Source organism: Ensifer sp. SL37 (genome assembly GCF_026672675.1).
GTDB lineage: Bacteria > Pseudomonadota > Alphaproteobacteria > Rhizobiales > Rhizobiaceae > Ensifer > Ensifer adhaerens.
On sequence record NZ_JAPPRN010000006.1, the window covers coordinates 3,368,396 to 3,393,793 of the forward strand.

Genomic DNA, 25,398 nt, shown 5'->3' on the forward strand with positions numbered 1-25,398 from the left:
CGATGATTGTGGTTTTCCGTGCGGGAGAAACATGAACGGAGCGTTCAGCGGCGGTTAATCTTGCCTCCGCTAGCCCTTGTCAAGGAACCGGTTCGCGGTTTGGGCGTTGCATTGGACCGCGCGTCTCGCGGCCAACACAAAAAAGCCGAAACCTTGGGTCAAGGCCCCGTAAGTATTCGTGTTCGCATTCTCTTCTTCAGCGTGTCACAGGTTGACGAGAGGATGCGGGCCAGGACCTCCCAGGAAGAGGAAGGAAGACAAAATGTCGATTCGATCCAAGCTGTTCGCGACCGTCGCGCTGCCGGTGCTGTCGGTGTCCGTGGCGGTTCCGCCCGCGGTGGCCGACAGCCTGATGAAGCCATTCGAGGTTGCACAGGAGGGCGGTGGCCAATCCGACGAGGAACTGCTGCTGCAGAAGCAGCGCCAGGCGGAAGAAGAAGCCGCGCGTCAGGCTGCCGAACAGCAGCGCGCCGCTGAAGAAGAAGAAGCTGCACGCCAAGCTGCCGAGCAGCAGCGTGCTGCTGAGGAAGAGGCTGCCCGTCAGGCCGCCGAGCAGCAGCGTGCCGCTGAAGAAGAGGCAGCGCGCCAGGCCGCCGAGCAGCAGAAGGCCGCTGAGGAAGAAGCTGCGCGCCAGGCTGCCGAACAGCAGAAGGCTGCTGAAGAAGAAGCCGCACGTCAGGCTGCCGAACAGCAGAAGGCTGCCGAAGAAGAAGCGGCACGTCAGGCTGCCGAGCAGCAGAAGGCTGCTGAGGAAGATGCTGCCCGCAAGGCTGCTGAAGAGCAGAAGGCAGCCGAAGAGCAGAAGGCTGCTGAGGAACAGAAGGCCGCCGACGAGCAGAAGGCCGCTGACGAACAGAAGGCTGCTGACGAACAGAAGGCCGCCGAAGAGCAGAAGGCTGCTGAAGAGCAGAAGGCCGCCGAAGAGCAGAAGGCCGCTGACGAACAGAAGACCGCTGACGAACAGAAGGCTGCTGAAGAGCAGAAGGCTGCTGAAGAGCAGAAGGCTGCCGAAGAGCAGAAGGCTGCCGAAGAGCAGAAGGCCGCTGAAGAGCAGAAGGCTGCCGAAGAGCCGAAGGCCGGTGGCGAAACCGCTCCCGCCGTCGAGCCGCAGCCGCAGACTGGCGAGGGCCAGCCTGTGCCTGGCGCGGAACAACCACAGACCGGCGAAGGCCAGCCGGTGCCTGGTGCAGAACAGCCGCAGACGGGCGAGGGACAGCCAGTCCCGGGTACCGAGCAGCCGCAGACCGGCGAAGGTCAGCCCGTGCCCGGCACGGAGCAGCCGGTAACGGCCGAGCAGCCACAGGTGCAGCAGCCGGCTCCGGAAGTGGTCGACACCCGCACGGAAGAAGAGAAGGTGAAGATCGCCGATGATCCGGCCGCGACCGACGAAACCGTCGTGCTGCCGGTCGAAAACGGTGCTGCCGTGCTCGACAGCGACAAGGACGCGGACAATGCCGGCGGCAACCAGGCGCGCGAAGAGCGCCAGAAGCTGCGTGAAGAACTGCGCGCCAAGGAAGAGGACGCCCCGCCGCCGGCCGACGATGCCGCAGCGCAGGCTGCGATCGCTGCCGAGATGCCGGCCGACCTACCGCAGAAGATCGAAGCGAACCTCAACGAAAAGGGTACGCGCGTCGATGAGGCTCCGGTCTTCGTGGTTCCGGAGACGACCAACATCGTCAACAACACTGTTATCAACAACACGGTGATCAACAACAATACGACGGTCAACAACATCACCAACAACATCACTGAGGTAAAGATCGTCGAGCAGGTCGACAACCGGGTGATCCTCGGTGTCGGCGACCAGATCTTCGTGCGTGGCGACGACCGTCCGCGCCTGCGTTACGATGCGGAAGAGACTTACTACGATCAGCTTCCGCGCGGTCGCACCCGCGAAACCATCGTGCGTCCGGGCGGCTACCGGATCGTCACCGTCTACAACCGTTACGGCGACATCCTGCAGCGCTCGCGTGTCGACCGCGACGGCAACGAATACCTGATGATCTATGCGCCCGAGCGTGACGAGGGTCCGCGTCCGGCGATCATCGACGTCGGCTACGAACTGCCGCCGATGCGCCTGCGCATCCCGGTTCGTGACTACATCGCCGACGTTTCCGACGATCCGGATCGCGACTACTACGAGTTCCTGGCCGAGCCGCCGGTCGAGCGTGTCGAGCGCGTCTACACCATGGACGAAGTCCGCTACTCCGCCCGCCTGCGCGACAAGGTGCGCCGCGTCGACCTCGACACGATCACCTTCCCGACGGGCAGCGCCGAAGTGTCGATGTCGCAGGCCAAGACCATGCGCAAGGTCGCAGCCGCGATGGAGAAGATCCTCGCCAAGGATCCGGGTGAAACCTTCTTCATCGAAGGCCACACCGATGCCGTTGGCTCGGACCGCTCAAACCTGGTGCTCTCCGACAAGCGCGCCGAATCGGTTGCCTCGCTGCTGACCGAGGTCTACGGCATTCCGCCGGAAAACCTGGCGACCCAGGGCTATGGCGAGCGCTTCCTGAAGGTTCGCACCCAGGACGCCGAACAGCAGAACCGTCGCGTCACCATTCGCCGTGTGACCCCGCTGGTTCGCCCGGTCGCACAGCGCTAACAGGGCTTCGCGCAGCGCTAACAAGGCGCGCGCGGCGCCAAAATGATTGGCGCTGCGCGGATCAAGCTTCGGCAGGACTGCCCGAATAAGACCAGGAAACCCGCCTCGTAAAAGGCGGGTTTCCGTCGTTTGACATTCCTTCCCAGATTTATCTTCCTCGGATTGCCATGAAAGCCTTCGTTCTCGCGCTCGTTGCCGCCACCACGCTCGCCCATTCGGCCATCGCCGCGCCCGGGCTCGTCGAGCCGGATCTGCGTCTGCCCGCCAATCCCGAGGGAAGGGGCGGAGCGCCGCGGGTGGCGCTGACGCTTGATGCCTGCAGCGGCGCCACCGACATGCGCATCCTCGGCACACTGATCGAAAACCGCATCCCCGCGACGATCTTCGTCACCGCGCGCTGGCTGAAGCGCAACGGCCTCGTCGTCGAGGTGATGAAGGCGCATCCGGATCTATTCGAGATCGAGGACCACGGCGCCATGCACGTGCCGCCGATCGACGTGAAGATTTCCGTCTATGGCATCGCGGCAGCCGGCTCCGAGGCGGCAGTCACCGCCGAAGTCGATGGCGGTGCTGTCGCAATCAAGGCGCATGGCCTGCCGGCGCCGAAGTGGTTTCGCGGCGCGACGGCCAAATACACCCATTCGTCGATGAGCCAGATCCGCGCCATGGGCTACCGCATCGCCGGCTACTCGGTGAACGGTGATGGTGGCTCGCTGCTGGGTGCGGCGATGGCGGAGAAGCGCATTCGCGCCGCCAAGGACGGTGACGTCATCATCGCCCATATCAACCAACCGACCCATTCCGCCGGCGCCGGCGTTGCCCGCGGCATCCTCGACCTCAAGGCGAAGGGCTACAGCTTCGTGCGACTGAACGACATTCCGGACGAAATGACCGTCGGCGCGACGAACTGACCGCCAGCAACGGCTGATTCTGGAAAATATCCGCACGCCGAGGCCGTTGGCGTAAGCCGCAGTGTGGGCCGTGAATGCGGCGCGCCCTCCGCGGCGGTTCATGTCTCGTCGACCACGAGGCCGCTGCTCGACGCAAAGTAGCGGCCCGTCGAAATCCGTTTTCCGTTGCCGGTTCGTCCCCCTAGGCTTCTCTCCCTATGCGACTGGTTCTGGAGGGGTGGATGAAACGTGTCGTCTTCGGGCTCGTTATCGCACTGCTCGTGCAGGCTTCCTTGCCTACGCGTGCCTATGGCGCAGGCACGGCTCTGCCACCATTCGAGCAGGTGCTGGACCGCGCCGAGGCCGGTGACGTTGAGGCCGAGGTCGATCTCGGCATGCGCTACCAGACTGGCGAAGGTGTTGCCCACGATCTCATGAAAGCCATCGGCTGGTACGGGAGGGCTGCAGCGAAGGGCAACGCGAAAGCCCAGTTCCTGCTCGGCTCGATCTACTTCAACGGTGCCGAAGGTGTGAAGCAGAACTATGTCGAGGCGCTTCGCTGGTTTCGGCTTTCAGCCGATCAGAAGACGCCGGCCGCCCAGTACAATATCGGCGTTCACTACGAACAGGGATTGGGTGTCGCCAAGGATGACGCGCAGGCCGTTGCCTACTACCGGCTGGCAGCGGAGCAGGGCTATGCCGCGGCCCAATACAATCTCGGCTACATGCTTCAGGAGGGGCGCGGAACGGCGCGCGATCCGGCCGCGGCCTTCGAATGGTATCGGAAGGCTGCGGACCAGGGGCTGGTTGCGGCCATGCACAATCTTGCCGTCGCCTATTTGCGGGGCAACGGTACGCTGAGGAATGACGCGGAGGCCTATCGCTGGGAGTCGCGCGCCGCGATCGGCGGGGAACCCCGCGCCCAGTACAATCTCGGCGTTATGTATGAGAGAGGCACCGGTGTCGAACGCAGCGTTCCCGAGGCGCTCAACTGGTATGTGCGAGCAGCCGAGCAGGGAAACATCGAAGGGCAGGTGAATGCCGGCAGGCTCTATTTCAATAGCGAGGCGGGGCGGGTCGATACCAAGGAGGGTGATCGCTGGCTGCGGCTTGCTGCGAATGCCGGAAACGGGCAGGCACAGAATCTCCTCTGCACTATCTACGCGCGCGCCTTCGGCGTCGGGCGCGACGATCGGGAGGCGGTGAAGTGGTGCCGGATGGCGGCGGACCGGGGCATGGTCTCGGCGCAGGTGGATCTGGCAATCTTCTACATGCTGGGTCGCGGTGTCGCGAAGGACGAGGCTCAGGCATTCGAGCTGTTCCTGAAGGCGGCAGAACAGGGAAACCCGCAAGCGCAGATGAATGTCGGCGCCATGTACCTGACGGGTGCCGGCGTCGATGAAAACTACGCCGAGGCGCACCGCTGGTTCCTGATGCTTGCCGATCGCGGAGATCCCAAAGGGCAATTCAACCTGGCGGTCATGTATGCGAATGGCCAAGGTATCGAGAAGAACGCGAAGGAGGCGGCGCGGCTCTACGAGCTTTCGGCTGACCAGGGTTATGCCTTGGCGCAGTTCAATCTCGCCATCGCCTATCTCAATGGCATCGGCGTGGAGATTGACGCTCCGGCTGCCGTCAGGTGGTTCCGCAAGGCGGCGGAGCAAGGAAATGCGGACGCCCAATTCTTTCTCGGTATCGCCTATGCGAGAGGCGATGGGGTGGAGCAGGATCTTTCAGCCGCGGCCGAGTGGTATGCCAAGGCGGCCGCGCAAGGGATGCAGAAAGCGCAGGAGTTGCTGGCGAAGCTGCCTGAAGAGTATCGCCGTGCCTCACAGCGTTGAGCCTGCAGCGCCTTCGCGCATTTCAGACGCCTTTACGCTGTAACCCTGTGACCTTCTCGACGAAATCGGCAATTGCCGCCGTGTCGTCGAGCTCGAACACTGGCAGATCGGAGCCTTGTACCGGATGATCGGCAGCGATTGCGCAGATGTGGGGGTCGGTGGGCGCCAGCGGCTCGCGGTTCGCTGACTCCAGACGGCGAGCCTCGACTTTCGGGATCGGTTCGCGCTTGTAGCCTTCGATGAGGACGAGATCGCAAGGCGCGAGCCGCGCCAGGATCTCCTTGAAGCTTGGCTCCGGGGCGCCGCGCAATTCGTGCATGATGGCAAATCGCGTGCCGGAGACGATCGTCACCTCATGGGCGCCGGCCTCGCGGTGGCGGTAGCTGTCGGCCCCGACCTTGTCGATATCGAAGTCGTGGTGGGCGTGCTTGACGGTGGAGACGATGTAGCCGCGCCGCGTTAGCTCGGTGACGAGCCGTACCATCAGGCCAGTCTTGCCCGAATTCTTCCAGCCGGCGATGCCGAAGATCTTCATGGCGCTCATGTTTTGTCATCCTCGAAGAAACGCAACCATTGCTCCGCGTCGGTCAGATCCTCGGGCGTGTTGACGTTGAAGAACGGATCGAATGCGCCTTCTGCCGTCGCGATAAGCGGAAAATCGACCGTTACCGAAGGGTGGCGTTCGATGAAGGCGCGGACGCGGCGCTTCGGGTCACTTGTCAGAAAGGTCTCAAGCTCGTCCGCAAGGGCGACCGGCCAGAGCCCGAACAACGGATGCATCTGCGCGTTGGATGCCGCAACGGCAATCTGCTGGTGCTCTGTCAGGCCGGCAACCATTCGGGTGACGAGATTATCCGGAAAGAACGGCGTATCGGTCGGAACAACGACGACGTGGCTTGCTGCCGGATTGGTCGCCGCGACATGGCGCATGGCTGTCAGCACGCCAGCAAGCGGGCCGAGAAAACCGGGGACTGTGTCGGCGATGACGAGCACGCCTCTGTCGATGGCGCCAGCCGGATCGGCGTTGAGGTTGACGGCGACGCTCGTCACCTGAGGCCGGAGCCGGGCGACGATGCGCGTCAACATCGTCTGGCCGCCCAGCTGAAGGCCGAACTTCGGGCTGCCCATACGGCGCGACAATCCGCCGCCAAGGACGACGGCGGGCAGGGATGCGCTGATCAGGGGCGAGGGACGGCTTCCGGGCATTGTCGGCTCCTATTCCAGTGGGCCGGTCAGCGAGCGCTGGGCGACGGCTTTGCGACCGCGCAGCGTCTCGCGATAGAAGGTGTAGAGACCCGAACCGATGATGATCGCGACGCCGACCAGCATCCAGTGATCCGGCACCTCGGCAAAGAAGAAGATGCCGATCGCAATCGACCAGATCAGGCTGGTGTAGCGGAAGGGGGCGATCACCGAAATGTCGCCGGCCCGCATCGCCAGCACGATCGTCTGGTAGCCGAGCATCAGCAGAACGCTTGCCGCAGCGATATGGCTGAAGGTCGTCGTCGACATCGGCTGCCAGCCGCCCATCGGCTGGATGAGCAAGGCGCCGACGAGGGTGGTGACGAGCGAAGTGGATACGGTGATGTAGAGCGCCGGCACGTCGTGGCCGATGCGGCGGGTACAGAGGTCGCGGGTGGCGGTGACGAAGACGCACCCAACCACGGTCAGCGCCGCCGGCGTGAAGCCCTCGGGGCCCGGCCGGAGCACGATCAGCACGCCGATGAAGCCGGCGATGATCGCGGTCCAGCGGCGCCAGCCGACCGGTTCGCCGAGGAAGAGTGCGGCGCCGAGCGTGACGGCCAGGGGAAGCGCCTGCATGATTGCCGAGGCGTTGGCGAGCGGGATCTGGCCGAGGGCCGAGATATAGGTGACCGAGGCCAGCGCCTCCATGGCGATGCGCAGCAGGATCACCGGCCGCATCAGCGTTCCGATCGGCCGGAAGGCGCGAAAATGCCAGGCGGCGAGCACGACCATCAGCGTCGTCAGCAAACCGCGCACGAAGATGATCTGCCCCACATTCATTGCGCCGGTGACGGATTTGACGAGCGCGTCGTTGCACGAGAACGTGACCATCGCCAGGCACATGAAAAGAATGCCGCGGAAATTGGTGGAGGCTTGCATGCTGGCTGTCCTGCGACGCCGGGCAAGCGGCCTGCGCTGCCGGCGGATGGGGAGGCGAATCCGTGAATGGATCGCCTAATGTTTAAGCATTGGCTGCCGGGTTGTGCAAACGGGATCGCATGCCGCTCCGACTTTTCTTGTCCGACAAGTAGAAGGATTGCCTTCGAGGGAGAACCTTTGCCGGAAAGACTGTCGCTTGCCGGTAAAGCCGGTGTGTTCGAACATAAGCTTATTCGCGGAATCTTAAGTTTCGCTGCCTATCGTCGCCACAATTCCGCATCCATTCGCATGACGCGATCGGCGGGGTGGCGCCGCAATAAACCTTGCAGGGTGGCCATTCCAGGGACGTTTGCTTGAGGCTTGGGAGAGCCTCCGGCCGATGGCCCATCGGTGTTTCCACCAAGAAAAACCGCCGCGCGGGCCTGCTTCCCATAAGAATAATCAGGGGTGCGCAATGTCTTTCATCGATCGCTTGCTGCAACGGTTGCGTATCGTCACCAAGGTGCTGCTTTTCGTGGTTCCGCTCGTGGCGCTTATCGCCGGCATTGGTCTCATCGGCTTCTTCACTGCCCGCACGCTCAACGGCCATATGACCGTGACGCGGGAAACCATCAACAATCTCTCGGATTTCCAGGCGCTGCGCGGCGCGCTGCAGGCTTTTGCCGATGCGCCGAGCGAGGAGACGCGCACGGCACTGTCGGCCCAGATCGACGAACAGGAAAGCGGCGTGAAGACGCTCGACGGCCTGTTGACCCGTGCCGAGGACAAGGCGGAAATCGCTTCGGTGCTTACGCTTGGTCAAGCCATGCGCAGCCAGACGGACAAGCTCTGGGCGACCAAGCTCGAGCGCGACCAGGTAACAGCGTCACTCGACAAGGCGCTTGCCGACATGACCGAACAGGGCAATGGCGCCTACAAGCAGATCGACATCATCCGCAAGGAATCGGGTGAGAAGGAAGCCTTTGCCAAGGCGTTGCTGTTCGATGCCGCCGCCTATCAGGGCCTTGCCGAGCGCATCAAGAAATTCCGCCTGCCGGTAACCATGGCCGTCAACCCCGACGCCAAGATCGACCAGGCGAACAAGCTTCTGCCGCATCTCATGAAGCAGATCGAAGAAGCGGAAAAGATCGCCTCGGAAAAGGTGCAGGCGCCGATTGCCGAACTGAAGGATCAGGCAACGAAGGTGCAGGCGACCCTTGCCGGCGGCGATGACAACGAGGCGAAGAAGAACGCGCTGGTGCCGATCCTCAGCAAGTTCTCGAAATACGAAGCGGACTTTGCCAAGGAGGCCGCGAAGAATTCCGACACGGCCGCCAAACGCTTCGTCGGCATGGATGCCGAGATCTCGCAGCTGAAGACCCTGATCGCGCTGATGGGCGACACCTTCAAGGGCCTCGACAGCACGCGGCTGCACATCAGCGAACTGCATCGCAAGCTCGATGCCGCCGGCCGCGAGCCTGTCATGGCCGACATCCTGGCGGTTCGCGAAACCTCAGCCAAGCTCGGCGAACTCGGCGGCAAGAACGCTGCCCTTCGCGACCTTCCGGGTAAGCTCGGCCCGTCGCTCGACAACATCGACAAGGACACTGCTGCATTGATCGACGTCGGCGGCCGCTGGCAAACGGCAAAGACCGAAGCGGCGACGATGGTCGCAGCCGCCAGCACGACGCTCGAAAGCTTCGTCAGCAGCGCCCAGGAGGCCGGCAAGGTCGACAGCCAGCGTTCGGCCGACGTTTCGATCGTGGCGATGATCGCCGGCACGCTGCTCGCCATCATCGGTGGCCTGATGCTGGTCGAGACGCTGCGCGGTCCGCTGAAGCGCGTGACCGAAACGATGACGCGGCTTGCCAATGGTGACCTCGACGTTGCCATCGAAGGCCGCAACCGCGGCGACGAGATCGGCGACATGGTGCGCTCGGTTGCCGTCTTCCGCGACAATGCGGTCGAGAATGTCCGGCTTGGTCGTGAGGCCGAGGCCGCGCGCGCGCTTTCTGCAGAAGAGGAAACGCGCCGGGCTGCTGAGCGCGCCCGCATCGAGGCCGAGCAGATGCAGGCGCTGAACGCGCTCTCCGACGTGCTCGCAGCACTTGCCGATGGCGATCTCGAAGAGGGCATGTCCGAGGATCTGCCCGCCGATTACGTGATCATGGCCCGCACCTACAACAATGCGGTCGAGGCGCTGCGGGCGACGCTCGCCGACGTGCGCGTTGTCACCGGCGAGATCACCGGCGGCACCGGCAATCTCGCCGCGTCGGCTGACGATCTGGCGCGCCGGACCGAGCAGCAGGCGGCAGCCCTCGAGGAAAGCTCGCGGGCCTTGCGTCAATTGACCGATATCGTCCGCGCGACGGCCGAAAGCGCCCGCAAGACAACGGTTTCGGTCGGCGAGACCAACTCCTACGCCAAGCATTCCGGCGAAGTGGTCGCCAAGGCGATCGATGCCATGGCCGAGATCAACCGCTCCTCGGAGAAGATCAGCACGATCATCGGCGTCATCGATGAAATCGCCTTCCAGACCAACCTGCTTGCGCTCAACGCCGGCGTCGAGGCGGCGCGGGCAGGCGAGGCGGGCCGCGGCTTTGCGGTGGTGGCGCAGGAGGTGCGCGAACTCGCCCAGCGCTGTGCCGGGGCTGCCCGCGAGATCAAGGGGCTGATTTCCGAAAGCTCGGCACAGGTGAGAAGCGGCGTCGCTCTCGTCCAGGAAACCGGCGACGCGCTGACAGTGATCAACAACCACATCGGCACGATCCACGATCTCGTCAGCAACATCGAGGCTTCGGCCGCCGACCAGTACACCGGTCTCAACGAGGTGAACTCGGCGGTGCATCAGGTCGAGATGATCACCCAGCAGAACGCCGCGATGGTCGAGGAAAACACCGCCGAGATCCATGGCCTGCGCCGGCAGGTGGAAGCGCTCAACGACAAGATCGAACGCTTCCGTACCGGGACGGACGGTATCGGCGCCCGCGGACAGGGGCATCGAAGCTACGCGGCTTGAGTGTCCGGGCGGGCGGCTTGGGCACCCGCTGACCAACCCTCTCCCCGCAGGCGGGGCGAGGGAACGTGCCGGACGGTCAAGCGCGCCCATACAGGCGCTATCCACTTACACGCGGAATACGTGGGGACACGAAGGTGTGCCCCACATTCCCTTCTCCCCACCTGCGCGGAGAAGGTGCCGGCAGGCGGTTGAGGGGCCGCCTGCCGGTTGTTCTTCCAAATTGGTATCCTGATGAAGGATCAGCCGCCGGTGACGCTCATGTGGCGGGCAACCGCCGGGCGGTTGTGCTCGCGGTCGATGATGAAGTCGTGGCCCTTCGGCTTGCGGCCGATCGCCTCGTCGATCACCTGGCTGAGATAGGCATCGTCTTCGGAAGCGCGCAGCGCTGTACGCAGGTCGGCCGCGTCGTTCTGGCCGAGGCACATATAGAGCGTGCCGGTGCAGGTGAGACGGACGCGGTTGCAGCTCTCGCAGAAATTATGCGTCATCGGCGTGATCAGGCCAAGCCTTCCGCCGGTTTCCGCCACCTCGAGGTAACGGGCAGGGCCGCCGGTGCGATAGGAAATCTCCGAGAAGGTGAACTGCTCTTCCAGTTGCCGGCGCATTTCCGACAGCGGCATGTAGTGGTCGGTCCGGTCTTCTTCGATCTCGCCCATCGGCATGGTCTCGATCAAGGTCAGGTCCATGCCGCGGCCATGGGCCCAGCGCATGAGATCGGGAATCTCTGCGTCGTTGAAGCCTTTCAACGCCACGGCATTGATCTTGATCTTCAGGCCGGCGGCCTGGGCTGCGTCGATGCCTTCCAGGACCTTGGAGAGATCGCCCCAGCGGGTGATCTGATGAAATTTTGCCGGGTCGAGCGTGTCGAGCGAGACGTTGATGCGCTTGACGCCGCAGTCTGCAAGCTCGGCGGCATATTTCGCAAGCTGCGAGCCGTTGGTCGTCAGCGTCAGCTCGTCGAGCCGGCCGGCCTCGATCTCGCGACCGAGTTCGCGCACCAGAAACATGATGTTCTTGCGCACCAGCGGCTCGCCGCCGGTGAGCCTGAGCTTGCGGACACCCTTCTCGATGAAGGCGGAACAGAGACGCTGCAATTCTTCGAGCGTCAGCAGATCCTTCTTCGGCAGGAAGGTCATGTGCTCGGCCATGCAATAGGTGCAGCGGAAATCGCAGCGGTCGGTAACGGACACGCGCAGATAGGTGATCGCCCGGCCGAAGGGGTCGATCATCGGGGCTGTCTTCTGCTCCAGCGGCAGAGCGCCAGATCTGTCTATCGTTGCTGTGTTCAAGCGTCTTTCTCCCAGCCCCTTCAATGTCGTCGTCGAAGATCGTCGCGTCAAGGCGCATACTGTCGCAAAGTGTTGATCGGAAGAGACGGGTAATTCTCGCGCGCCGATTTCTGCGCTAGTGCATTGTTGTCCTTCAGAGCAATGCCGCATCGGGGGACGCAGATTACGGCGAATGGCCGGCATCCGGTTTGTCGTACGCGAAAGGAAGCAGCGAAATGAGCGAAGTCTGGCCGACGGAATTGCGAGTGTCGAAGGATCGCCACCGGCTTGTGGTGACGTTCAACGACGGAGCCTCCTTCGATCTCTCGGCCGAGATGCTGCGGGTGCTTTCGCCGTCGGCCGAAGTGCAGGGCCATGGTCCCGGTCAGCGGGTGACCGTGCCCGGCAAGCGCAACGTGCAGATCATTTCGGTGCAGCCGACCGGCAACTATGCGGTGCGCATCGGCTTTGACGACTTCCACGACACCGGCATCTTCACCTGGAACTACCTGCGCGAACTCGGCGAAAAGGGTGCGGAACTGTTTGCCGGCTACGAGCAGGAGCTCGTGGAGAAGGGCATGTCACGGGACAAGGCCGAGAAGCCTCGCTGACGACGACCGTGCGCCCGCGTGTGGTTTCAGGGGCGCTACGGCCGCGTGGAGCCCACCTCAGGCCAATTCGCCTTCCTCCCGCAAGAGCAGGCCGATCAGCCGCTCCATGGAGCGGGTGACCACCAGGCAGTCATCAATCGACTCATCGTCGAGCAATCTTTCGATCAGCGCCGTGTGGATCTCCATCGCGGCCTCCGTCAGCGTGCGGCCCTCGGGCGTCAGCGATAGCCTGAGCACCCGTTTGTCCTTCTCGTCACCGCGACGCAGGATCAGGCCGCGTTTCTCCAGATGCGGCAGCAGCATGCTCATGTTGGAGCGGCCGACCAGGAGCTTGCGCGCCAGTTCCTGCTGCGAGATGCCGTCGAACCGGTAGAGATTGATCAGGATGTCGAGATGCGGGGGCTTGATATCGAGATGGGCGATCTCGCGGGTTACCGTCTGCTGCATCAATTGGCAGGCACGGGCAACCGCGATCCAGCTGCGGAAGCGAGGGTGGTCCCAGGGAAAATGATGTTCTGTGGTCACTTGATTTTTGTTCATCGTTGTACAATTATGTTCAGCATTGAACATTTTTAGAGATTCTCACTATGGCATCCTTTGCGATCAAGGTCATCCGCAACGCGCTGAAAGGCGTCGACGCGTTTTCACCCGAGGCGGCCGGGCGGCTCGCTTTCAGGCTGTTCACCCTCACGCCCGGCAGAAGGCCGAAGAATGCCAAGGAAAGGGCGGCGCTTGCGGCTGCAGCTCCGGTGATCGCCAGGGGGCAGCCGGTGACGCTCTCCTATGCCGGCGGCTGGGTGCTGGCGCGCAAGTTCGCCGCACCGCGCGAGGCTGCCAACACCAAGCGCATTCTCCTCGTGCACGGCTGGGGATCGCGCAGCGACTATCTGGCGGCGATGATCGACGGCCTGGTCAAGGGCGGCGCCGAGGTGGTGACGCTCGATTGGCCAGGGCACGGCGCTTCGCCGGGGCGCACGCTGACGATGCCGGCGGCGGTTCGAGCGATCGACGCGGCCTGGCGGCATTTCGGCAATTTCGACGTCTGTGTCGGCCATTCCTTCGGCGGCGGCAGCCTGGCCTGTGCGGCCGGCGGCATCGTCTGCGACGTGCACAGCCATATGCCGAGAAAGCTGGTGCTGATCGGCGCGCCGAGCGAGATGACCTGGCTTTTCAAAGGGTTCGGAAAAATCCTTCGCCTGTCGCCAAAGGCGCAGGCGGCTTTCGAAGGCGTGGTCGAGCGTCTGTCCGGACGGCGCCTTGATGATTTCGATGCCGCGCGGGTGATCCAGGCGCGTGCCGTGCCGACGCTCATCATCCATGCGGAAGACGACAAGGAAGTCTCCGCCGACCATGCGCGCCGTTATGCGGCGGCCGGGCCGAATGTCGAGATGCACTGGGCAAACGGTTTTGGCCACAGGCGCATTGTTTCGGCCGCACCGGTGATTGCGCGGATCAACGCCTTCATACACGCGGAAGATCAAAAAGCCGCCGCCTGACTATTTTTCGTTGACGTCGTCATCAGTCTGTCATGCTATCGGCCGAAGGGTCACTGGCCCGGGATTCGGCGCGCAGATCAGCGCCCTGATCGTTCCCCGGGGAACTCTGGCAGCATTGGAGGACGGTATGTCGATCATCGCCTCGGTCGAGGAACTCAACGCGCTCTACGGCGGCGTCAGCGAAGCATCGGTGGCCAAGGTCACCAAGACGCTGACGGCTGAATACCGGCTGATGATCGAGGCATCGCCTTTCTGCGCGCTCGCGACCGTCGGTCCGGAGGGCCTGGATTGCTCGCCGCGCGGGGACGATGATTGCGTCGTGCGGATCGCCGACGACAGGACGGTGCTGATTCCGGACTGGCGCGGCAACAACCGCGTCGATTCGCTCGCCAATATCGTGCGCGATCCGCGCGTGGCGCTGATGTTCCTGATCCCCGGCTCGAACACGACGATGCGAATCAACGGCACGGCGGTCCTCAGTGTCGATCCTGGCTTGACGGAAAGCTTCGAGGTCGACGGCAAACATCCGCGCAGCGTTATCGTCGTGACGATCGGTGAGGTCTATTTCCAATGCGCCCGCGCCGTCATGCGCGCCCAGCTCTGGAACCCAGACCGCTTCCTCGATCCGGAATCGCTGCCGACGCCTGGCACGCTTCTGAAGGCCGCCAAGGCGGATTTCGACCGTGACACCTATGACCGCGAATGGGCGGAGCGCGCCGCCAAGACCATGTGGTAGGCTGCGTCCCGGCTGATCGGCACGATTGGCCAAGCACAGAGGCTGGAGGCGAGGGTGCTGCGGCAAGCTATGACAGGTGCACTCCTGCTCGCTCTCCTAATCGGCAAGGCGTCTGCCACCGAGCCGTTGCTGTCGGAGAAGCTCAGGCTGCTGGCAGCCCGCTACCCTGTTGCCATCGAGCGCATCGAGAATAATGCCCTGGTCCTCAGGGATGGCGGACCGCCGATCATCATCGACGACGGCCGAGCGAAAAGCCATGCCGAGAAACTCGCGGCAGGAGACGTCGAGGACAGCCTGTCGCAGATCTATCCGCTCGGCGCCTGTGCGACGCCACCGGCGGTCGATTTCGACCCGGGGCGCATCCGCAGCGAAGCGCTGCTGAAACGGCTCTATGGCGGCAGCGCTGCAGCCGTCCGGCGGGATCTCGTGAGCGTGGACTGGTTCGGCGAACGGCTGCAAGTGACGAGGAAGCACGGGATGGCGGCGGCGCTGAAGGCTGTTGCTGCCGACCTTTCGCGGCAAGCCGAACTCAAGCGCTATCTCAGCCCGAGTGCCGGTACCTTCAACTGGCGGCCAATTGCCGGCGCTGCGACGCTGTCGGTCCACAGCTTCGGTGCGGCCATCGATATCAACACGCGCTTTGCCGACTATTGGCGTTGGGCGGGAAAAGCCAGGGGCGGCTATCGCAACCGCTATCCGCTGGACATCGTCCAAGCCTTCGAGAAACACGGCTTCATCTGGGGCGGCCGCTGGTATCACTTCGACACGATGCACTTCGAGTACCGGCCGGAGATCATCGCAATCGCTCGCGCCGCAGGCGCCGATTCCTGCCGCCGGTAACGCATTTGAGCGGAAAGCGGGCTCGTTGCCCATGAAACGCAAAAGGCGCCCGTGAAGGCGCCCGTTGTCGGTTTCATTTCAGGTAGGCACTGCGGTCTCAGCGGCGGTAGATCAGCCAGTTGCGGCCGGATTCCTTGCGCATGCCGTCTTCGAAGAGAACCGTCTTGTTGCGGCCGGCGTTCTTGGCCGAGTAGAGCGCGATGTCGGCCTTGTTGTAGAGGTCGACCGGGTCTTCGGCGGCCGTCGCCATGCAGACGCCGACGGACAGCGTGATCGGGCCGTAATTGACGCCGGTCTTGGAGTTGCGGAAGGGCGTTGCGGCCAGCACGGTGCGGATGCGGTCGGCGATCTGGAGGCATTCTTCCTGGCTGCTGTCGCCGAGGATGATGGCGAACTCCTCGCCGCCGGTGCGCGCGACGAAGGCTTCGCGGCGCAGGTTGGCACGCAGTACGCCGCCGACGGTCGCAAGGATCTTGTCGCCGACCGGATGGCCGAAGGTGTCGTTGACCTTCTTGAAATGGTCGATGTCGGCAACGAGCAGGCCGGTGAAGTTTCGCAGGTGCTCGTTGTTGTAGACGGCCGCCAGATTGTCGTCGAAGGCACGGCGGTTGGCGAGCCGCGTCAGCGAGTCGGTGTTGGCGATACGCTTGTACTCGTCGAGTTCCTGCCGGATTACCTCCATCTCGAAGGACTTCTGCACGACAGTCTCGACGCGTTCCTTGCCCTGGCTCATCGTCTCGGCCGTGGCGTCGGTCAGGATGCCGATTGCGTGGCGCAGGATATCGGCGCTCGACGCGCTCTTGCTGACGATGTTGACATAGGCTTCGTCGAGAACCTTGTTGTAGTTCTCGAGCGCATATTGCTCGTCGCGCAACAGGGTGACGAGTTCGGCAAGCTTGGCCGCAAGCGTGGTGTGGGCGCGTTCGATGCCGGTGGAGCGATGGATGTGGCTGAAGTACTGCGCGCCGATTGCATCCAGTTCTTCCTGGGTCGCGCGGCTGCCGAGCGCTGCCAGCTCCTTCGACAATTGCGGGTTGGAGCCGAGATAGGCTTCGTAATAGAGCTCGTAGTTGCGGGGGATGGGCGCCACGCCCATCATGCGCATCGCATGGGTTACCTGCGCTGCGATATCGGGCGTCTGAGCCTTGCCCGAGCTTGCCGTTTGCATCTGCAAACCCCCTAATATGAAACGCTGCTTACCGGTCATTATTTTTAGGGGCAAATGATTTGCGAAGTCTTAATATTTGCCGCCGTCGCACCGCCGCATCATGACCGATCACGGCAGATTTTGCCGATGGACAGTGCGTTCGCGACATCAAAGCCACGGCGCCTTGGAGGCGCCGTGGTGTATCAAAATGGATCAGGCCGGGCTGATCATTGTTTCCGGACGAACGACCGCGTCGAACTCTTCGTTCGTCACATAGCCGCCGCCGACTGCTTCTTCACGCAGCGTCGTGCCGTTCTTGTGGGCGGTCTTGGCGATCTTGGCGGCGTTGTCGTAGCCGATCTTCGGAGCAAGCGCCGTCACCAGCATCAGCGAGCGGTCGAGTGCCGCCTTGATGTTGTCTTCGCGTGCCTCGATGCCGACGACGCAATTGTCGGTGAAGGATACGGCCGCATCGGCCAGCAGCTGCACCGACTGCAGGAAGTTGTATGCCATCAGCGGGTTGAAGACGTTGAGCTCGAAATGGCCCTGGCTGCCGGCGAAGGTGAGTGCGGCGTGGTTGCCGAACACCTGGACGCAGACCTGGGTCAGGGCTTCGCACTGGGTCGGGTTGACCTTGCCGGGCATGATCGACGAGCCAGGCTCGTTTTCGGGCAGCGACAGTTCGCCAAGACCCGAGCGCGGGCCGGAGCCGAGGAAGCGGATGTCATTGGCGATCTTGAAGAGGGCGGCGGCTGTCGCATTGATCGCGCCATGGCTGAAGACCATGGAATCATGGGCGGCGAGCGCTTCGAACTTGTTCGGCGCCGAGGTGAAGGCGATACCTGTGATCTTGGCGATCTCTTCGGCGACCTTTTCGGCAAAGCCGACAGGCGCGTTGAGGCCGGTACCGACGGCCGTGCCGCCCTGGGCGAGTTCGCAAAGGCCCGGCAGCGTCATTTCGATGCGCTTGATCGAGGAGGCGACCTGCGCCGCGTAGCCGGAGAACTCCTGGCCGAGCGTCAGCGGCGTTGCGTCCTGGGTGTGGGTGCGGCCGATCTTGATGATGTGGTCGAACGCCTTGACCTTGGCTTCGAGCGCCTTGTGCAGGTGCTTCAGCGCCGGTAGCAGGTCATGGATGACGCGCTCGGCGCAGGCGATGTGCATGGCCGTCGGATAGGTGTCGTTCGACGACTGGCTCATGTTGACGTGGTCGTTCGGATGCACCGGCTTCTTCGAGCCCATGACGCCGCCGAGCAGTTCGATGGCGCGGTTCGAGATCACCTCGTTGGCGTTCATGTTCGACTGCGTGCCGGAGCCGGTCTGCCAGACGACGAGCGGGAAATGGTCGTTGAGCTTACCGTCGATCACTTCCTGGGAAGCCTTGACGATGGCATCGGCGACGGTCGAATCCAGCCGGCCGAGCGCCCGGTTGGTGCGGGCGGCCGCCTGCTTGACGATGCCGAGCGCCCGGACGATCGAGGCCGGCTGTTTTTCCCAGCCGATCTTGAAATTGCCGAGCGAACGCTGGGCCTGGGCGCCCCAATAGCGGTCGTTTGCCACTTCGATGGGGCCGAACGTATCTGTTTCCGTGCGCGTCGATGTCATCGTGATACCTGCCTTGATCATGCGGTTCATCAAGCCTGGGCGAGGGGCCGTGTGGCCGATCTCTCCAGGGTGCCGGGCCTCTCTCTGCCCCGACGGCTGGAGCTTGTAAAGGGGCGGTCCATGGCTGGCCATGCTACAATCGTTTGAAACCCCTTGGGCGTGGCGGGTGCATGCCGCGTCACCGTGATTCGGTCCTTGCCGGGCGTTTGGCGGCGTTGTGATGTTTCGGTCACAGACGCCATCTTCTTTTCCAGCGCCGATCGCCGGCCGCCGCCCGTGCCAACGCGCGCACCGAAATAAAATCCAGTGCGATCAAATTTTTATCGCTCGCTGAACGTCCTGCAAATGAGGCGTTGGGGAGATTCTAAACGGAGGTTCGAGGACGATCGTTATCGGCGCGTTTCCTTTTCATTCACCATCCTTTTCTATAACTTTTAGCGCACGAGGGCGTGGCGAGAATCTGGCTTCAGCCGAATTCGGCGACAACGCGATACGGGGACGTAGTTTCATATGAGAGTTCTTAAGACGGCAGCGATCGTGGCGCTCATGAGCGGCTGTGCAATCGCGACCATGGACGCGCGGCCGGCTTCGGCCTTCACGTTCGGCGATTTCATTCGGGCAGGCAGAAAGAAGCCCGAGGCGCAGCAGGTGCAGCCGACCCAGCCGCTCCCGGGTGTGGGCACGATGGCTGACCCGCAGCAGGCGGCCAAGCCGCTGCCGAAGATCACCGGCCCGAAATACTATACCTACAAGGCGGAGTCGCTGCGTCGGATCGCAACCGACAAGCTGCTCGATCCCTTGGTCACCGGCTCCGTGCGCAACGACGCGCTGCCGCCGGTGCTGCGCATGCCGCTGGCTGACGCGCGGCAATTCCTTCCCGGCATCAATGTGCGCGCCTCGGGTGACGTGGCAAAGGCGGTCGAAGCCCATTACGGTGCCCGCATGGATTACATCTGGATTGGCGCCGAAGGCGTCAACGCCAAGGCGAAGGCGGCGGTTGCCGTTCTTGCCGACGCCGCCAAGGTCGGCCTCGATCCGCAGGATTATGCCGTCAGCGTGCCCTCCGATACGTTCGATCGCGGCGACATGATCGCCCGCGAGAAAGAGCTTGTGCAGTTCGAGATCGCGCTTTCGGCAGCGACGCTCAGCTACGTGCAGGACACGGTGCGCGGTCGCATCGACCCGAACAAGATCTCCGGCTATCACGACTTCAAGCGTAAGACGGTGGATCTGCTGCCGCTTCTCGACAAGATGTCGGCAAGCAGCGACATGACCGCGCTTCTCAATGAGCAGAACCCGAAGAGCGCGCAATTTGCCGCTCTCTCTGCCGAACTGGTGAAGCTGCGCTCCGAGCAGAGCGTCGAGCAGCGCGTCGAAATCGCGCCCGGCACGCTGCTGAAGCCGGGTCAGAGCAATCCCGAGCTCGCCAACATCATCGCAGGTATCCGCCTCAAGGGCTCGGAGAAGCTGAAGGCCGATCATGCGACGGTTCTTGCCGCCTACCAGGGCACGCCGGAATACACGCCGGAGCTGGTTGCTGTGGTGGAGGCCTTCCAGCAGGAGCACGGGCTCAAGGCCGACGGTGTCGTCGGCCAGGCGTCGCTTCGCATCCTGACGGGCGGCGACACGGTCGCCTCCAAGATCAACAAGCTCGAAATTGCCATGGAGCAGGCGCGCTGGCTGCCGGATGGTCTCGGCGACCGCTACGTCTTCATCAACCAGCCGGCCTTTACCGCCACCTACGCCGACAAGGGCGCCGAGCAGTTCTCCATGCGCGTCGTCGTCGGGTCCAAGGCGAACCAGACCTACTTCTTCCAGGACGAGATCCAGACGGTCGAGGTCAACCCCTACTGGGGCGTGCCGCAGTCGATCATCGTCAACGAGATGCTGCCGAAGCTCAGGAGCGACCCGAACTATCTCGACCGGATGGGCTACCAGGTCGAGGTCGGCGGTCGCCCGGTCCCGTCCGCATCGGTCAACTGGAACGGCTCGACCGCATCGGTTGCCGTGCGTCAGCCGCCGAGCAGCGACAATGCGCTTGGCGAGTTGAAGATCCTGTTCCCCAACAGTCACGCGATCTACATGCACGACACGCCGTCGAAGAGCTTCTTCAAGCGTGACAATCGCGCGCTCAGCCATGGCTGCGTGCGGCTTGCCGATCCGCGCCTGATGGCGGCAGCCGTGCTCGGCACGAGCGTCGACGATGTCGGCAAGGAGATCGCCGGCGGCCGCAACAAGGCGCTGCAGGTCCCGGTGAAGGTTCCCGTCTACGTCGCCTACTTCACGGCTTGGCCGAACAAGGACGGCGTGGTCGATTACTTCAACGACGTCTATGAGCGCGACATGTATATGAACCGGGCCTTCGAGGCGACGCGCGGCGCACGCCGGGCGGAAGGATAAGCAAGAAAAAGGCCGCTTCGAGCGGCCTTTTTCCTGTCTGCTATTTGGAAAACAGGCCCGAGACCAGATCCGGGGTCAGTTCGTCGAAGTGGCTGATGACAACGGTGGGGTCGAGGCTTTCGACCGGAACATCGGAATAGCCGAAGGGAACGGCGATCGAGGGTACCTGAGCATTGCGGGCGACGAGGAAGTCGTTGAGGCTGTCGCCGACCATCACGGCGCGGGTCGCCAGGCCCCCGGCATTGGAGACCGTGCGCAGCAGGTGGGCGGCATCCGGTTTGCGCACTTCGAAGGTATCGCCACCCGATATCGCGGCGAAGCGCTCGATCAGGCCGAGCCGTTCGAGCAGACGCGTGGCGAGCTTTTCCGGCTTGTTGGTGCAGACCGCGAGCTTGAAGCCGGCGCCGGATAGGCGGTCGAGCGCGTCGACCAGCCCCGGATAGGGCAGCGAATCGCCCGGCATCGAGCCGTGGTAGAAATCGACGAATTCCTTCAGCTGCCATTCCAGCATGTCTTCGGCCAGCGGCTTTTGCCGCATCGCAAAGGTGCGCTCGATCATGGCGCGGGCGCCGTGGCCGACGAGATGGGTGAGGTCGCCGTAGGTGACCGGCTCGACGCCGGCCTGGGTCACCGCATGGTTGAGGCTGGCGACCAGGTCTGGCGCCGTGTCGACGAGCGTTCCGTCGAGATCGAAGACGACAATGGGAGAATTCAAAGAGAAAACCTCTTGGCGCTGAAAACCGTTGTTGATCGGGTAGGCGAACTCATCGGCGATTGCAATGGCAAGCGGCGCCGGCAAGCACACGGAATCCTGAGTGCCGATTTCATTTTGACTTTTGTTTGCGCCGTCGGGCGTGTAAGTGTCACAGCGGAAAAACGGGCGGCCGTTCGCTGATTGCGGCCTGCTGCCCGTGCGAATCACAAGGGAGCGACCGGCGCATGGACGCCCGCGAAATGAAGATCAAAGCCGCGGCCGCGGCGCTGGAATATGTCGAAGACGGCATGCGTCTCGGCATCGGCACGGGTTCCACGGCCGAGGAGTTTGTGCGGCTCCTGGCCGAGAAGGTTGCAGCGGGCTTTCGCATCGAAGGCGTTCCCACCTCGGAGCGCACGGCGCGGCTCTGCCTCGAACTCGGTGTTTCGCTGAAGTCGCTCGACGAGCTGCCCGAACTGGACCTGACGATCGACGGCGCCGACGAGGTCGATGGTCAGCTGCGTCTGATTAAGGGCGGCGGCGGCGCGCTGCTGCGCGAAAAGATCGTTGCGGCTGCGTCCAAGCGCATGATCGTGATTGCCGACGAGACGAAAGTGGTCGACGTTCTCGGCGCCTTCAATCTTCCGATCGAGGTCAATCCTTTCGGTCAGGTGGCAACCCGGATCGCGATCGAAAAGGTTGCCTCGCGCCTCGGACTTTCCGGCGACATCACTGTCCGCCAGTCCCATGACGGCGCCTTTCTGACGGACGGCGGGCACCTCATTCTCGATGCATCTTTTGGCCGTATTCCTGATGCAGATGCGCTCGCCGGGGAGCTGAATGCCATTCCCGGCGTCGTCGAGCACGGGCTTTTCATCGGCATCGCTTCGCTGGCAATCATTGCCGGGCCGCAAGGGGCACGCACGCTGACTGCGTCCTGAGCCGGCTTCGCTGCCCCGTCAGGGGCAGGAGCGGTGAAGACAACAGGTTTCCATACATGCGGGCCTGGCGGCGGCAATCGCCCGGGCAGCATGCGACAAACACAGGAGCAAGGGTAAAAATGAACAAACTCGCAGGTCTTGTCCGCACTTTCGCTGCCACCGCGGTTCTGCTGTCCGCGTCCGTTCCGGCGGTTAAGGCCCAGGACGTCTCCGAAGACCAGATCAAGGCGGCGCGCGCGACGATCGCTGCTCTCGGCGTAACCAACAGCTTCGACAACATTCTGCCGAACCTTGCCGAGCGTCTGAAGAACACGCTGATCCAGGCATCGCCGAACCATCAGGAACTGATCACTGCGACCGTCGACGACAAGGCGCTGAGCCTTGCCGCCCGCCGCGCCGATCTCGAGAACGAAGCCGCGACGATCTACGCCAAGACCTTTTCGCTCGAAGAGCTGAACGCGATCACCGAGTTCTACAACTCGGCCGCCGGCAAGAAGCTCCTGAACGACGGCCCGATCGCATCCCGCGAACTCCTGAAGGCCGCAGACATCTGGGCATCGGGCGTATCGCGCGACCTGACCCAGGAAGCCACCAAGTCGCTCGACGAGAAGGTCGGCTCCACCCAGCCGGCAGCAGCCGAAGGTGCAGTTCAGGCGCCGGCACAATAAGCTGCGGCGCCGAGCGCCTTCATCACGTTTCGAGGAGCCCGGAGCGATCCGGGCTTTTCTTTTGCCCGGAGGCTCCACTATATGTGCCTGCGACGCGGCCATCGGCTGCGCCCGGTTGCGTGTCGGCCAAAGATCGTTCGGCGCGCTTTTCAGATCGCCATTTCGGCCCGCTTGCTTTCAGGAGACTGCCCATGCCCGCTTTCGACTATGACCTTTTCGTAATCGGCGGCGGTTCGGGCGGCGTGCGCTGCGGGCGTCTTGCAGCAAGCCTCGGCAAGAAGGTCGCGATCGCGGAAGAGTTTCGCTATGGCGGCACCTGCGTTATCCGCGGCTGCGTTCCGAAGAAGCTTTATGTATACGCGTCGCAGTTTTCCGAGCACTTCGAAGATGCAGCGGGCTTCGGCTGGACGGTCGGCGCAAGCACGTTCGACTGGAAGAAGCTGGTCGCCGCCAAGGAGCAGGAAATCACCCGGCTCGAAGGGCTCTACCAGAAGGGCCTCAACAATGCGGGCGCCGAAATCCTGCATACGCGCGCCGAGCTCGTCGGCCCGAACACGGTTCGCCTGCTCGACAGCGGCAAGACGGTAACGGCCGAACGCATCGTCATTGCCGTCGGAGGTCATCCGACCCCGCATGACGCGCTGCCCGGCCACGAGCACTGCATTTCCTCCAACGAAGCCTTCGACCTTGCGGAACTGCCGAAGTCGATCCTGATCGCCGGCGGCGGCTACATCGCCGTCGAATTCGCCAATGTCTTCCACGGCCTCGGCGTCGAGACGACGCTGATCTATCGCGGCAAGGAAATTCTCTCGCGGTTCGACCATGACCTGCGCCGCGGGCTGCACGTCGCGATGGAGGAGAAGGGCATCCGCATCCTTTGCGAGGACATCATCCAGTCCGTCACGCTCGACGCCGACGGCAAGCGCGTCGCGCACACGATGAAGCACGGCGACATCTTCGCCGACCAGGTCATGCTGGCGCTCGGGCGTGTGCCGAACACCAGAGGTCTCGGCCTGGAGGCCGCCGGCGTCAAGACGGACGAGCGCGGCGCCATCATCGTCGACGCCTTCTCGCGCACCAGCGCGCCCGGCATCTATGCGCTTGGCGATGTGACGGACCGCGTTCAGCTGACGCCGGTCGCGATCCATGAGGCGATGTGCTTCATCGAGACCGAGTACAAGAACAATCCGGTGTCGCCGGACCACGACTTGATCGCGACTGCCGTCTTCTCGCAGCCGGAAATCGGTACCGTCGGTCTGACCGAAGAGGAAGCGGCGCGCCGGTTCGACGAACTCGAAGTCTACCGCGCCGAGTTCAGGCCGATGAAGGCGACCCTTTCGGGCCGCAAGGAAAAGATGATCATGAAGCTGATCGTCAATGCCGCCGACCGCAAGGTGCTCGGCGCTCACATCCTTGGCCATGACGCTGGCGAAATGGCGCAGCTGCTCGGTATTTCGCTGAAGGCCGGCTGCACCAAGGACGATTTCGACCGGACGATGGCGGTGCACCCGACGGCGGCGGAAGAGCTGGTAACGATGTATTCGCCGTCCTATCGCATCCGCAAGGGCGAGCGGGTCTGAGCCGCCTCAGGCGGAAGCTCCTGCAAACCGCGCCTCCTCGCGTTTGAAAAGATCGGCGAGACGATCGATGACCGTCCGGACTTCCGGACGGCGCCGGTCGTCGTCGTTTGCCGCGATCCACAACGGATGCGTCAGGCCCTCGATCAATTCGCCTTCGCGCTTCAGGAATGGATCACCTTCGCCGACGAAGGCGGGCAGGACGCCGCGGCCGGCGCCATTGCGGATCAGCCGCACGAGAAGGGCGGCACTGTCGGTCCACGTATGGATCTGCTGCTCGCGGTTTTCAAAGACCCATTTTTCAGCCGGCGAGCTGGCAACTTCGGTGCCAATCGATATCCAGGGAAAGTCCTCGCGCTCCGGCATGTTGCCGGCGCGATAGACGGCATAGGCGATGTTCACCGAGCGGCGCACTGCCACGTTGCCGGAGCGGGGCTGTTCGTACAGGACAGCCACATCGGCCTCTCTGAAGGTCAGGTCGAGGCCGCGATGCGCATGCTTGCAGCAGAAGCGAAAACTGTCGCCAGCGGCGCGGATATCGGTTGAATGATCGGCGACGAAACCTGCGACCCAGGCGTCGCTTGCGACTGACACGATCGGCAGCGCGAAGGCGTCGCGGTGCCAGTCGGAGATATTTGCGGCGGCATTCCGCATGGCACGGACATGTTCGAGGAGGATCTGGCCATCGTGGGCGAGGCGGTAGCCTTGCTGGCTGCGGATGAAGAGTGCCCTGCCGGTCGCTCGCTCGAGCGCGAGCATGCGGCGGCCGATGGTCGGCGCGCTCAACCCCGTTCGCGTGGCAGCCCCGCTCAAGCCACCCTCGGTCGCAACGTGATAAAACAGTTTCAAATCGTCCCAAGCTGCCTCGGCCATAAGCACTCCATGGCGGTCATTGTCTCGTAGTAGCGCGGGTCGTCCGCCCTGACTTCCGTTCGCAGATGAAAGACGTCTTTCAAC

The 25,398-nt window shown here is 63.3% G+C and carries 22 protein-coding genes; 13 read left to right on the forward strand and 9 right to left on the reverse strand.

All coding sequences use genetic code 11. The features are described 5' to 3' along the window. Positions 1–262 precede the first annotated feature (262 nt). From OVA00_RS28660 to OVA00_RS28670, 3 genes are all read left to right on the forward strand, one after another. On the forward strand, positions 263–2,605 hold the full coding sequence (locus tag OVA00_RS28660) for an OmpA family protein (protein WP_268090077.1): 2,343 nt from the start codon (positions 263–265) through the stop codon (positions 2,603–2,605). Positions 2,606–2,772: 167 nt separating this feature from the next. Further along, on the forward strand, positions 2,773–3,516 hold the full coding sequence (locus OVA00_RS28665; RefSeq protein ID WP_089044148.1) for a polysaccharide deacetylase family protein: 744 nt from the start codon (positions 2,773–2,775) through the stop codon (positions 3,514–3,516). A 221-nt stretch (positions 3,517–3,737) separates the two neighbouring features. Beyond that, on the forward strand, positions 3,738–5,336 hold the full coding sequence (locus tag OVA00_RS28670) for a tetratricopeptide repeat protein (protein ID WP_268090078.1): 1,599 nt from the start codon (positions 3,738–3,740) through the stop codon (positions 5,334–5,336). Positions 5,337–5,358: 22 nt separating this feature from the next. Here OVA00_RS28670 and mobB read toward each other — a convergent pair whose 3' ends face one another. From mobB to OVA00_RS28685, 3 genes are read right to left on the reverse strand one after another with little or no spacing between them, the layout of a single operon-like run. Then, positions 5,359–5,880 carry a molybdopterin-guanine dinucleotide biosynthesis protein B gene (gene mobB / locus OVA00_RS28675; protein ID WP_113554763.1) on the reverse strand — a complete coding sequence of 174 codons (522 nt, stop codon included), beginning with the start codon at positions 5,878–5,880 and terminating at the stop codon, positions 5,359–5,361. Continuing rightward, on the reverse strand, positions 5,877–6,542 hold the full coding sequence (gene mobA, locus OVA00_RS28680) for a molybdenum cofactor guanylyltransferase MobA (protein WP_268090079.1): 666 nt from the start codon (positions 6,540–6,542) through the stop codon (positions 5,877–5,879). Before mobA ends, mobB begins: the two co-directional genes overlap by 4 nt. Before the next feature lie 9 nt (positions 6,543–6,551). Continuing rightward, positions 6,552–7,460 (reverse strand): DMT family transporter, encoded by a 909-nt coding sequence (locus OVA00_RS28685; RefSeq protein ID WP_060520678.1) that lies wholly within the window; start codon positions 7,458–7,460, stop codon positions 6,552–6,554. Between the two features lie 454 nt (positions 7,461–7,914). Between OVA00_RS28685 and OVA00_RS28690 the strand changes: the two genes are divergently transcribed. Next, the gene (locus OVA00_RS28690) at positions 7,915–10,458 is read left to right on the forward strand and encodes a methyl-accepting chemotaxis protein (RefSeq protein WP_268090080.1); all 2,544 of its coding nucleotides are present in this window, start codon (positions 7,915–7,917) and stop codon (positions 10,456–10,458) included. Positions 10,459–10,697: 239 nt separating this feature from the next. Here the strand turns inward: OVA00_RS28690 and moaA are convergent, their stop codons facing one another. Next, positions 10,698–11,747, reverse strand: a complete 1,050-nt coding sequence (gene moaA, locus OVA00_RS28695) for a GTP 3',8-cyclase MoaA (protein WP_134887762.1) — start codon at positions 11,745–11,747, stop codon at positions 10,698–10,700. Between the two features lie 215 nt (positions 11,748–11,962). Here moaA and OVA00_RS28700 point away from each other — a divergent pair, with 215 nt between their 5' ends. Then, positions 11,963–12,337, forward strand: coding sequence for a gamma-butyrobetaine hydroxylase-like domain-containing protein (locus OVA00_RS28700; protein WP_034795121.1), 375 nt, complete (start codon positions 11,963–11,965; stop codon positions 12,335–12,337). Positions 12,338–12,394: 57 nt separating this feature from the next. On the opposite strand, the gene OVA00_RS28705 is transcribed toward OVA00_RS28700, so the two are convergent. Next, the gene (locus OVA00_RS28705; protein WP_034795119.1) at positions 12,395–12,877 is read right to left on the reverse strand and encodes a MarR family winged helix-turn-helix transcriptional regulator; all 483 of its coding nucleotides are present in this window, start codon (positions 12,875–12,877) and stop codon (positions 12,395–12,397) included. A 47-nt stretch (positions 12,878–12,924) separates the two neighbouring features. Between OVA00_RS28705 and OVA00_RS28710 the strand changes: the two genes are divergently transcribed. The 3 genes from OVA00_RS28710 to OVA00_RS28720 all read left to right on the forward strand — a co-directional run bounded on the left by OVA00_RS28710 (position 12,925) and on the right by OVA00_RS28720 (position 15,409). Continuing rightward, entirely contained in the window at positions 12,925–13,833 is a 909-nt protein-coding gene (locus tag OVA00_RS28710) for an alpha/beta fold hydrolase (RefSeq protein WP_060520681.1), read from the forward strand. 127 nt (positions 13,834–13,960) lie between these two features. Continuing rightward, entirely contained in the window at positions 13,961–14,569 is a 609-nt protein-coding gene (locus tag OVA00_RS28715; RefSeq protein WP_112770881.1) for a pyridoxamine 5'-phosphate oxidase family protein, read from the forward strand. Between the two features lie 69 nt (positions 14,570–14,638). Continuing rightward, positions 14,639–15,409 carry a M15 family metallopeptidase gene (locus OVA00_RS28720; protein ID WP_060520682.1) on the forward strand — a complete coding sequence of 257 codons (771 nt, stop codon included), beginning with the start codon at positions 14,639–14,641 and terminating at the stop codon, positions 15,407–15,409. A 97-nt stretch (positions 15,410–15,506) separates the two neighbouring features. On the opposite strand, the gene OVA00_RS28725 is transcribed toward OVA00_RS28720, so the two are convergent. After that, the gene (locus OVA00_RS28725) at positions 15,507–16,577 is read right to left on the reverse strand and encodes a GGDEF domain-containing protein (RefSeq protein WP_034795108.1); all 1,071 of its coding nucleotides are present in this window, start codon (positions 16,575–16,577) and stop codon (positions 15,507–15,509) included. Positions 16,578–16,769: 192 nt separating this feature from the next. Next, on the reverse strand, positions 16,770–18,161 hold the full coding sequence (gene fumC, locus OVA00_RS28730; RefSeq protein ID WP_268090384.1) for a class II fumarate hydratase: 1,392 nt from the start codon (positions 18,159–18,161) through the stop codon (positions 16,770–16,772). Positions 18,162–18,671: 510 nt separating this feature from the next. Here fumC and OVA00_RS28735 point away from each other — a divergent pair. Next, a complete protein-coding gene (locus OVA00_RS28735; RefSeq protein ID WP_268090081.1) occupies positions 18,672–20,561 on the forward strand; it encodes a L,D-transpeptidase family protein in 1,890 nt (629 codons plus the stop codon). A 40-nt stretch (positions 20,562–20,601) separates the two neighbouring features. Here OVA00_RS28735 and OVA00_RS28740 read toward each other — a convergent pair whose 3' ends face one another. Beyond that, on the reverse strand, positions 20,602–21,276 hold the full coding sequence (locus tag OVA00_RS28740; protein WP_089044236.1) for an HAD family hydrolase: 675 nt from the start codon (positions 21,274–21,276) through the stop codon (positions 20,602–20,604). A gap of 12 nt (positions 21,277–21,288) precedes the next feature. On the opposite strand from OVA00_RS28740, the gene OVA00_RS28745 reads away from it, so the two are divergent. The 4 genes from OVA00_RS28745 (at position 21,289) to gor (ending at position 24,444) form a co-directional block, all read left to right on the forward strand. Then, a complete protein-coding gene (locus tag OVA00_RS28745) occupies positions 21,289–21,456 on the forward strand; it encodes a hypothetical protein (protein ID WP_218686670.1) in 168 nt (55 codons plus the stop codon). A 44-nt stretch (positions 21,457–21,500) separates the two neighbouring features. After that, positions 21,501–22,196: a ribose-5-phosphate isomerase RpiA gene (rpiA, locus tag OVA00_RS28750; RefSeq protein WP_089044140.1), complete on the forward strand. Its 696-nt coding sequence runs from the start codon at positions 21,501–21,503 to the stop codon at positions 22,194–22,196. A 119-nt stretch (positions 22,197–22,315) separates the two neighbouring features. Further along, on the forward strand, positions 22,316–22,864 hold the full coding sequence (locus tag OVA00_RS28755) for a DUF2059 domain-containing protein (RefSeq protein ID WP_034795099.1): 549 nt from the start codon (positions 22,316–22,318) through the stop codon (positions 22,862–22,864). Between the two features lie 191 nt (positions 22,865–23,055). Continuing rightward, positions 23,056–24,444, forward strand: a complete 1,389-nt coding sequence (gene gor, locus OVA00_RS28760; protein ID WP_268090083.1) for a glutathione-disulfide reductase — start codon at positions 23,056–23,058, stop codon at positions 24,442–24,444. A gap of 6 nt (positions 24,445–24,450) precedes the next feature. Here gor and OVA00_RS28765 read toward each other — a convergent pair whose 3' ends face one another. Beyond that, positions 24,451–25,314, reverse strand: coding sequence for a LysR family transcriptional regulator (locus OVA00_RS28765; protein ID WP_060600832.1), 864 nt, complete (start codon positions 25,312–25,314; stop codon positions 24,451–24,453). Between the last annotated feature and the right edge of the window lie 84 nt (positions 25,315–25,398).

Coding starts and splice junctions, on each gene's coding strand:
- OVA00_RS28660 (WP_268090077.1), top strand. CDS start 263: ATGTCGATTCGATCCAAGCTGTTCGCGACCGTCGCGCTGCCGGTGCTG.
- OVA00_RS28665 (WP_089044148.1), top strand. CDS start 2,773: ATGAAAGCCTTCGTTCTCGCGCTCGTTGCCGCCACCACGCTCGCCCAT.
- OVA00_RS28670 (WP_268090078.1), top strand. CDS start 3,738: ATGAAACGTGTCGTCTTCGGGCTCGTTATCGCACTGCTCGTGCAGGCT.
- mobB (WP_113554763.1), bottom strand. CDS start 5,880: ATGAGCGCCATGAAGATCTTCGGCATCGCCGGCTGGAAGAATTCGGGC.
- mobA (WP_268090079.1), bottom strand. CDS start 6,542: ATGCCCGGAAGCCGTCCCTCGCCCCTGATCAGCGCATCCCTGCCCGCC.
- OVA00_RS28685 (WP_060520678.1), bottom strand. CDS start 7,460: ATGCAAGCCTCCACCAATTTCCGCGGCATTCTTTTCATGTGCCTGGCG.
- OVA00_RS28690 (WP_268090080.1), top strand. CDS start 7,915: ATGTCTTTCATCGATCGCTTGCTGCAACGGTTGCGTATCGTCACCAAG.
- OVA00_RS28700 (WP_034795121.1), top strand. CDS start 11,963: ATGAGCGAAGTCTGGCCGACGGAATTGCGAGTGTCGAAGGATCGCCAC.
- OVA00_RS28705 (WP_034795119.1), bottom strand. CDS start 12,877: ATGAACAAAAATCAAGTGACCACAGAACATCATTTTCCCTGGGACCAC.
- OVA00_RS28710 (WP_060520681.1), top strand. CDS start 12,925: ATGGCATCCTTTGCGATCAAGGTCATCCGCAACGCGCTGAAAGGCGTC.
- OVA00_RS28715 (WP_112770881.1), top strand. CDS start 13,961: ATGTCGATCATCGCCTCGGTCGAGGAACTCAACGCGCTCTACGGCGGC.
- OVA00_RS28720 (WP_060520682.1), top strand. CDS start 14,639: ATGACAGGTGCACTCCTGCTCGCTCTCCTAATCGGCAAGGCGTCTGCC.
- OVA00_RS28725 (WP_034795108.1), bottom strand. CDS start 16,577: ATGCAAACGGCAAGCTCGGGCAAGGCTCAGACGCCCGATATCGCAGCG.
- fumC (WP_268090384.1), bottom strand. CDS start 18,161: ATGACATCGACGCGCACGGAAACAGATACGTTCGGCCCCATCGAAGTG.
- OVA00_RS28735 (WP_268090081.1), top strand. CDS start 18,672: ATGAGAGTTCTTAAGACGGCAGCGATCGTGGCGCTCATGAGCGGCTGT.
- rpiA (WP_089044140.1), top strand. CDS start 21,501: ATGGACGCCCGCGAAATGAAGATCAAAGCCGCGGCCGCGGCGCTGGAA.
- OVA00_RS28755 (WP_034795099.1), top strand. CDS start 22,316: ATGAACAAACTCGCAGGTCTTGTCCGCACTTTCGCTGCCACCGCGGTT.
- gor (WP_268090083.1), top strand. CDS start 23,056: ATGCCCGCTTTCGACTATGACCTTTTCGTAATCGGCGGCGGTTCGGGC.
- OVA00_RS28765 (WP_060600832.1), bottom strand. CDS start 25,314: ATGGCCGAGGCAGCTTGGGACGATTTGAAACTGTTTTATCACGTTGCG.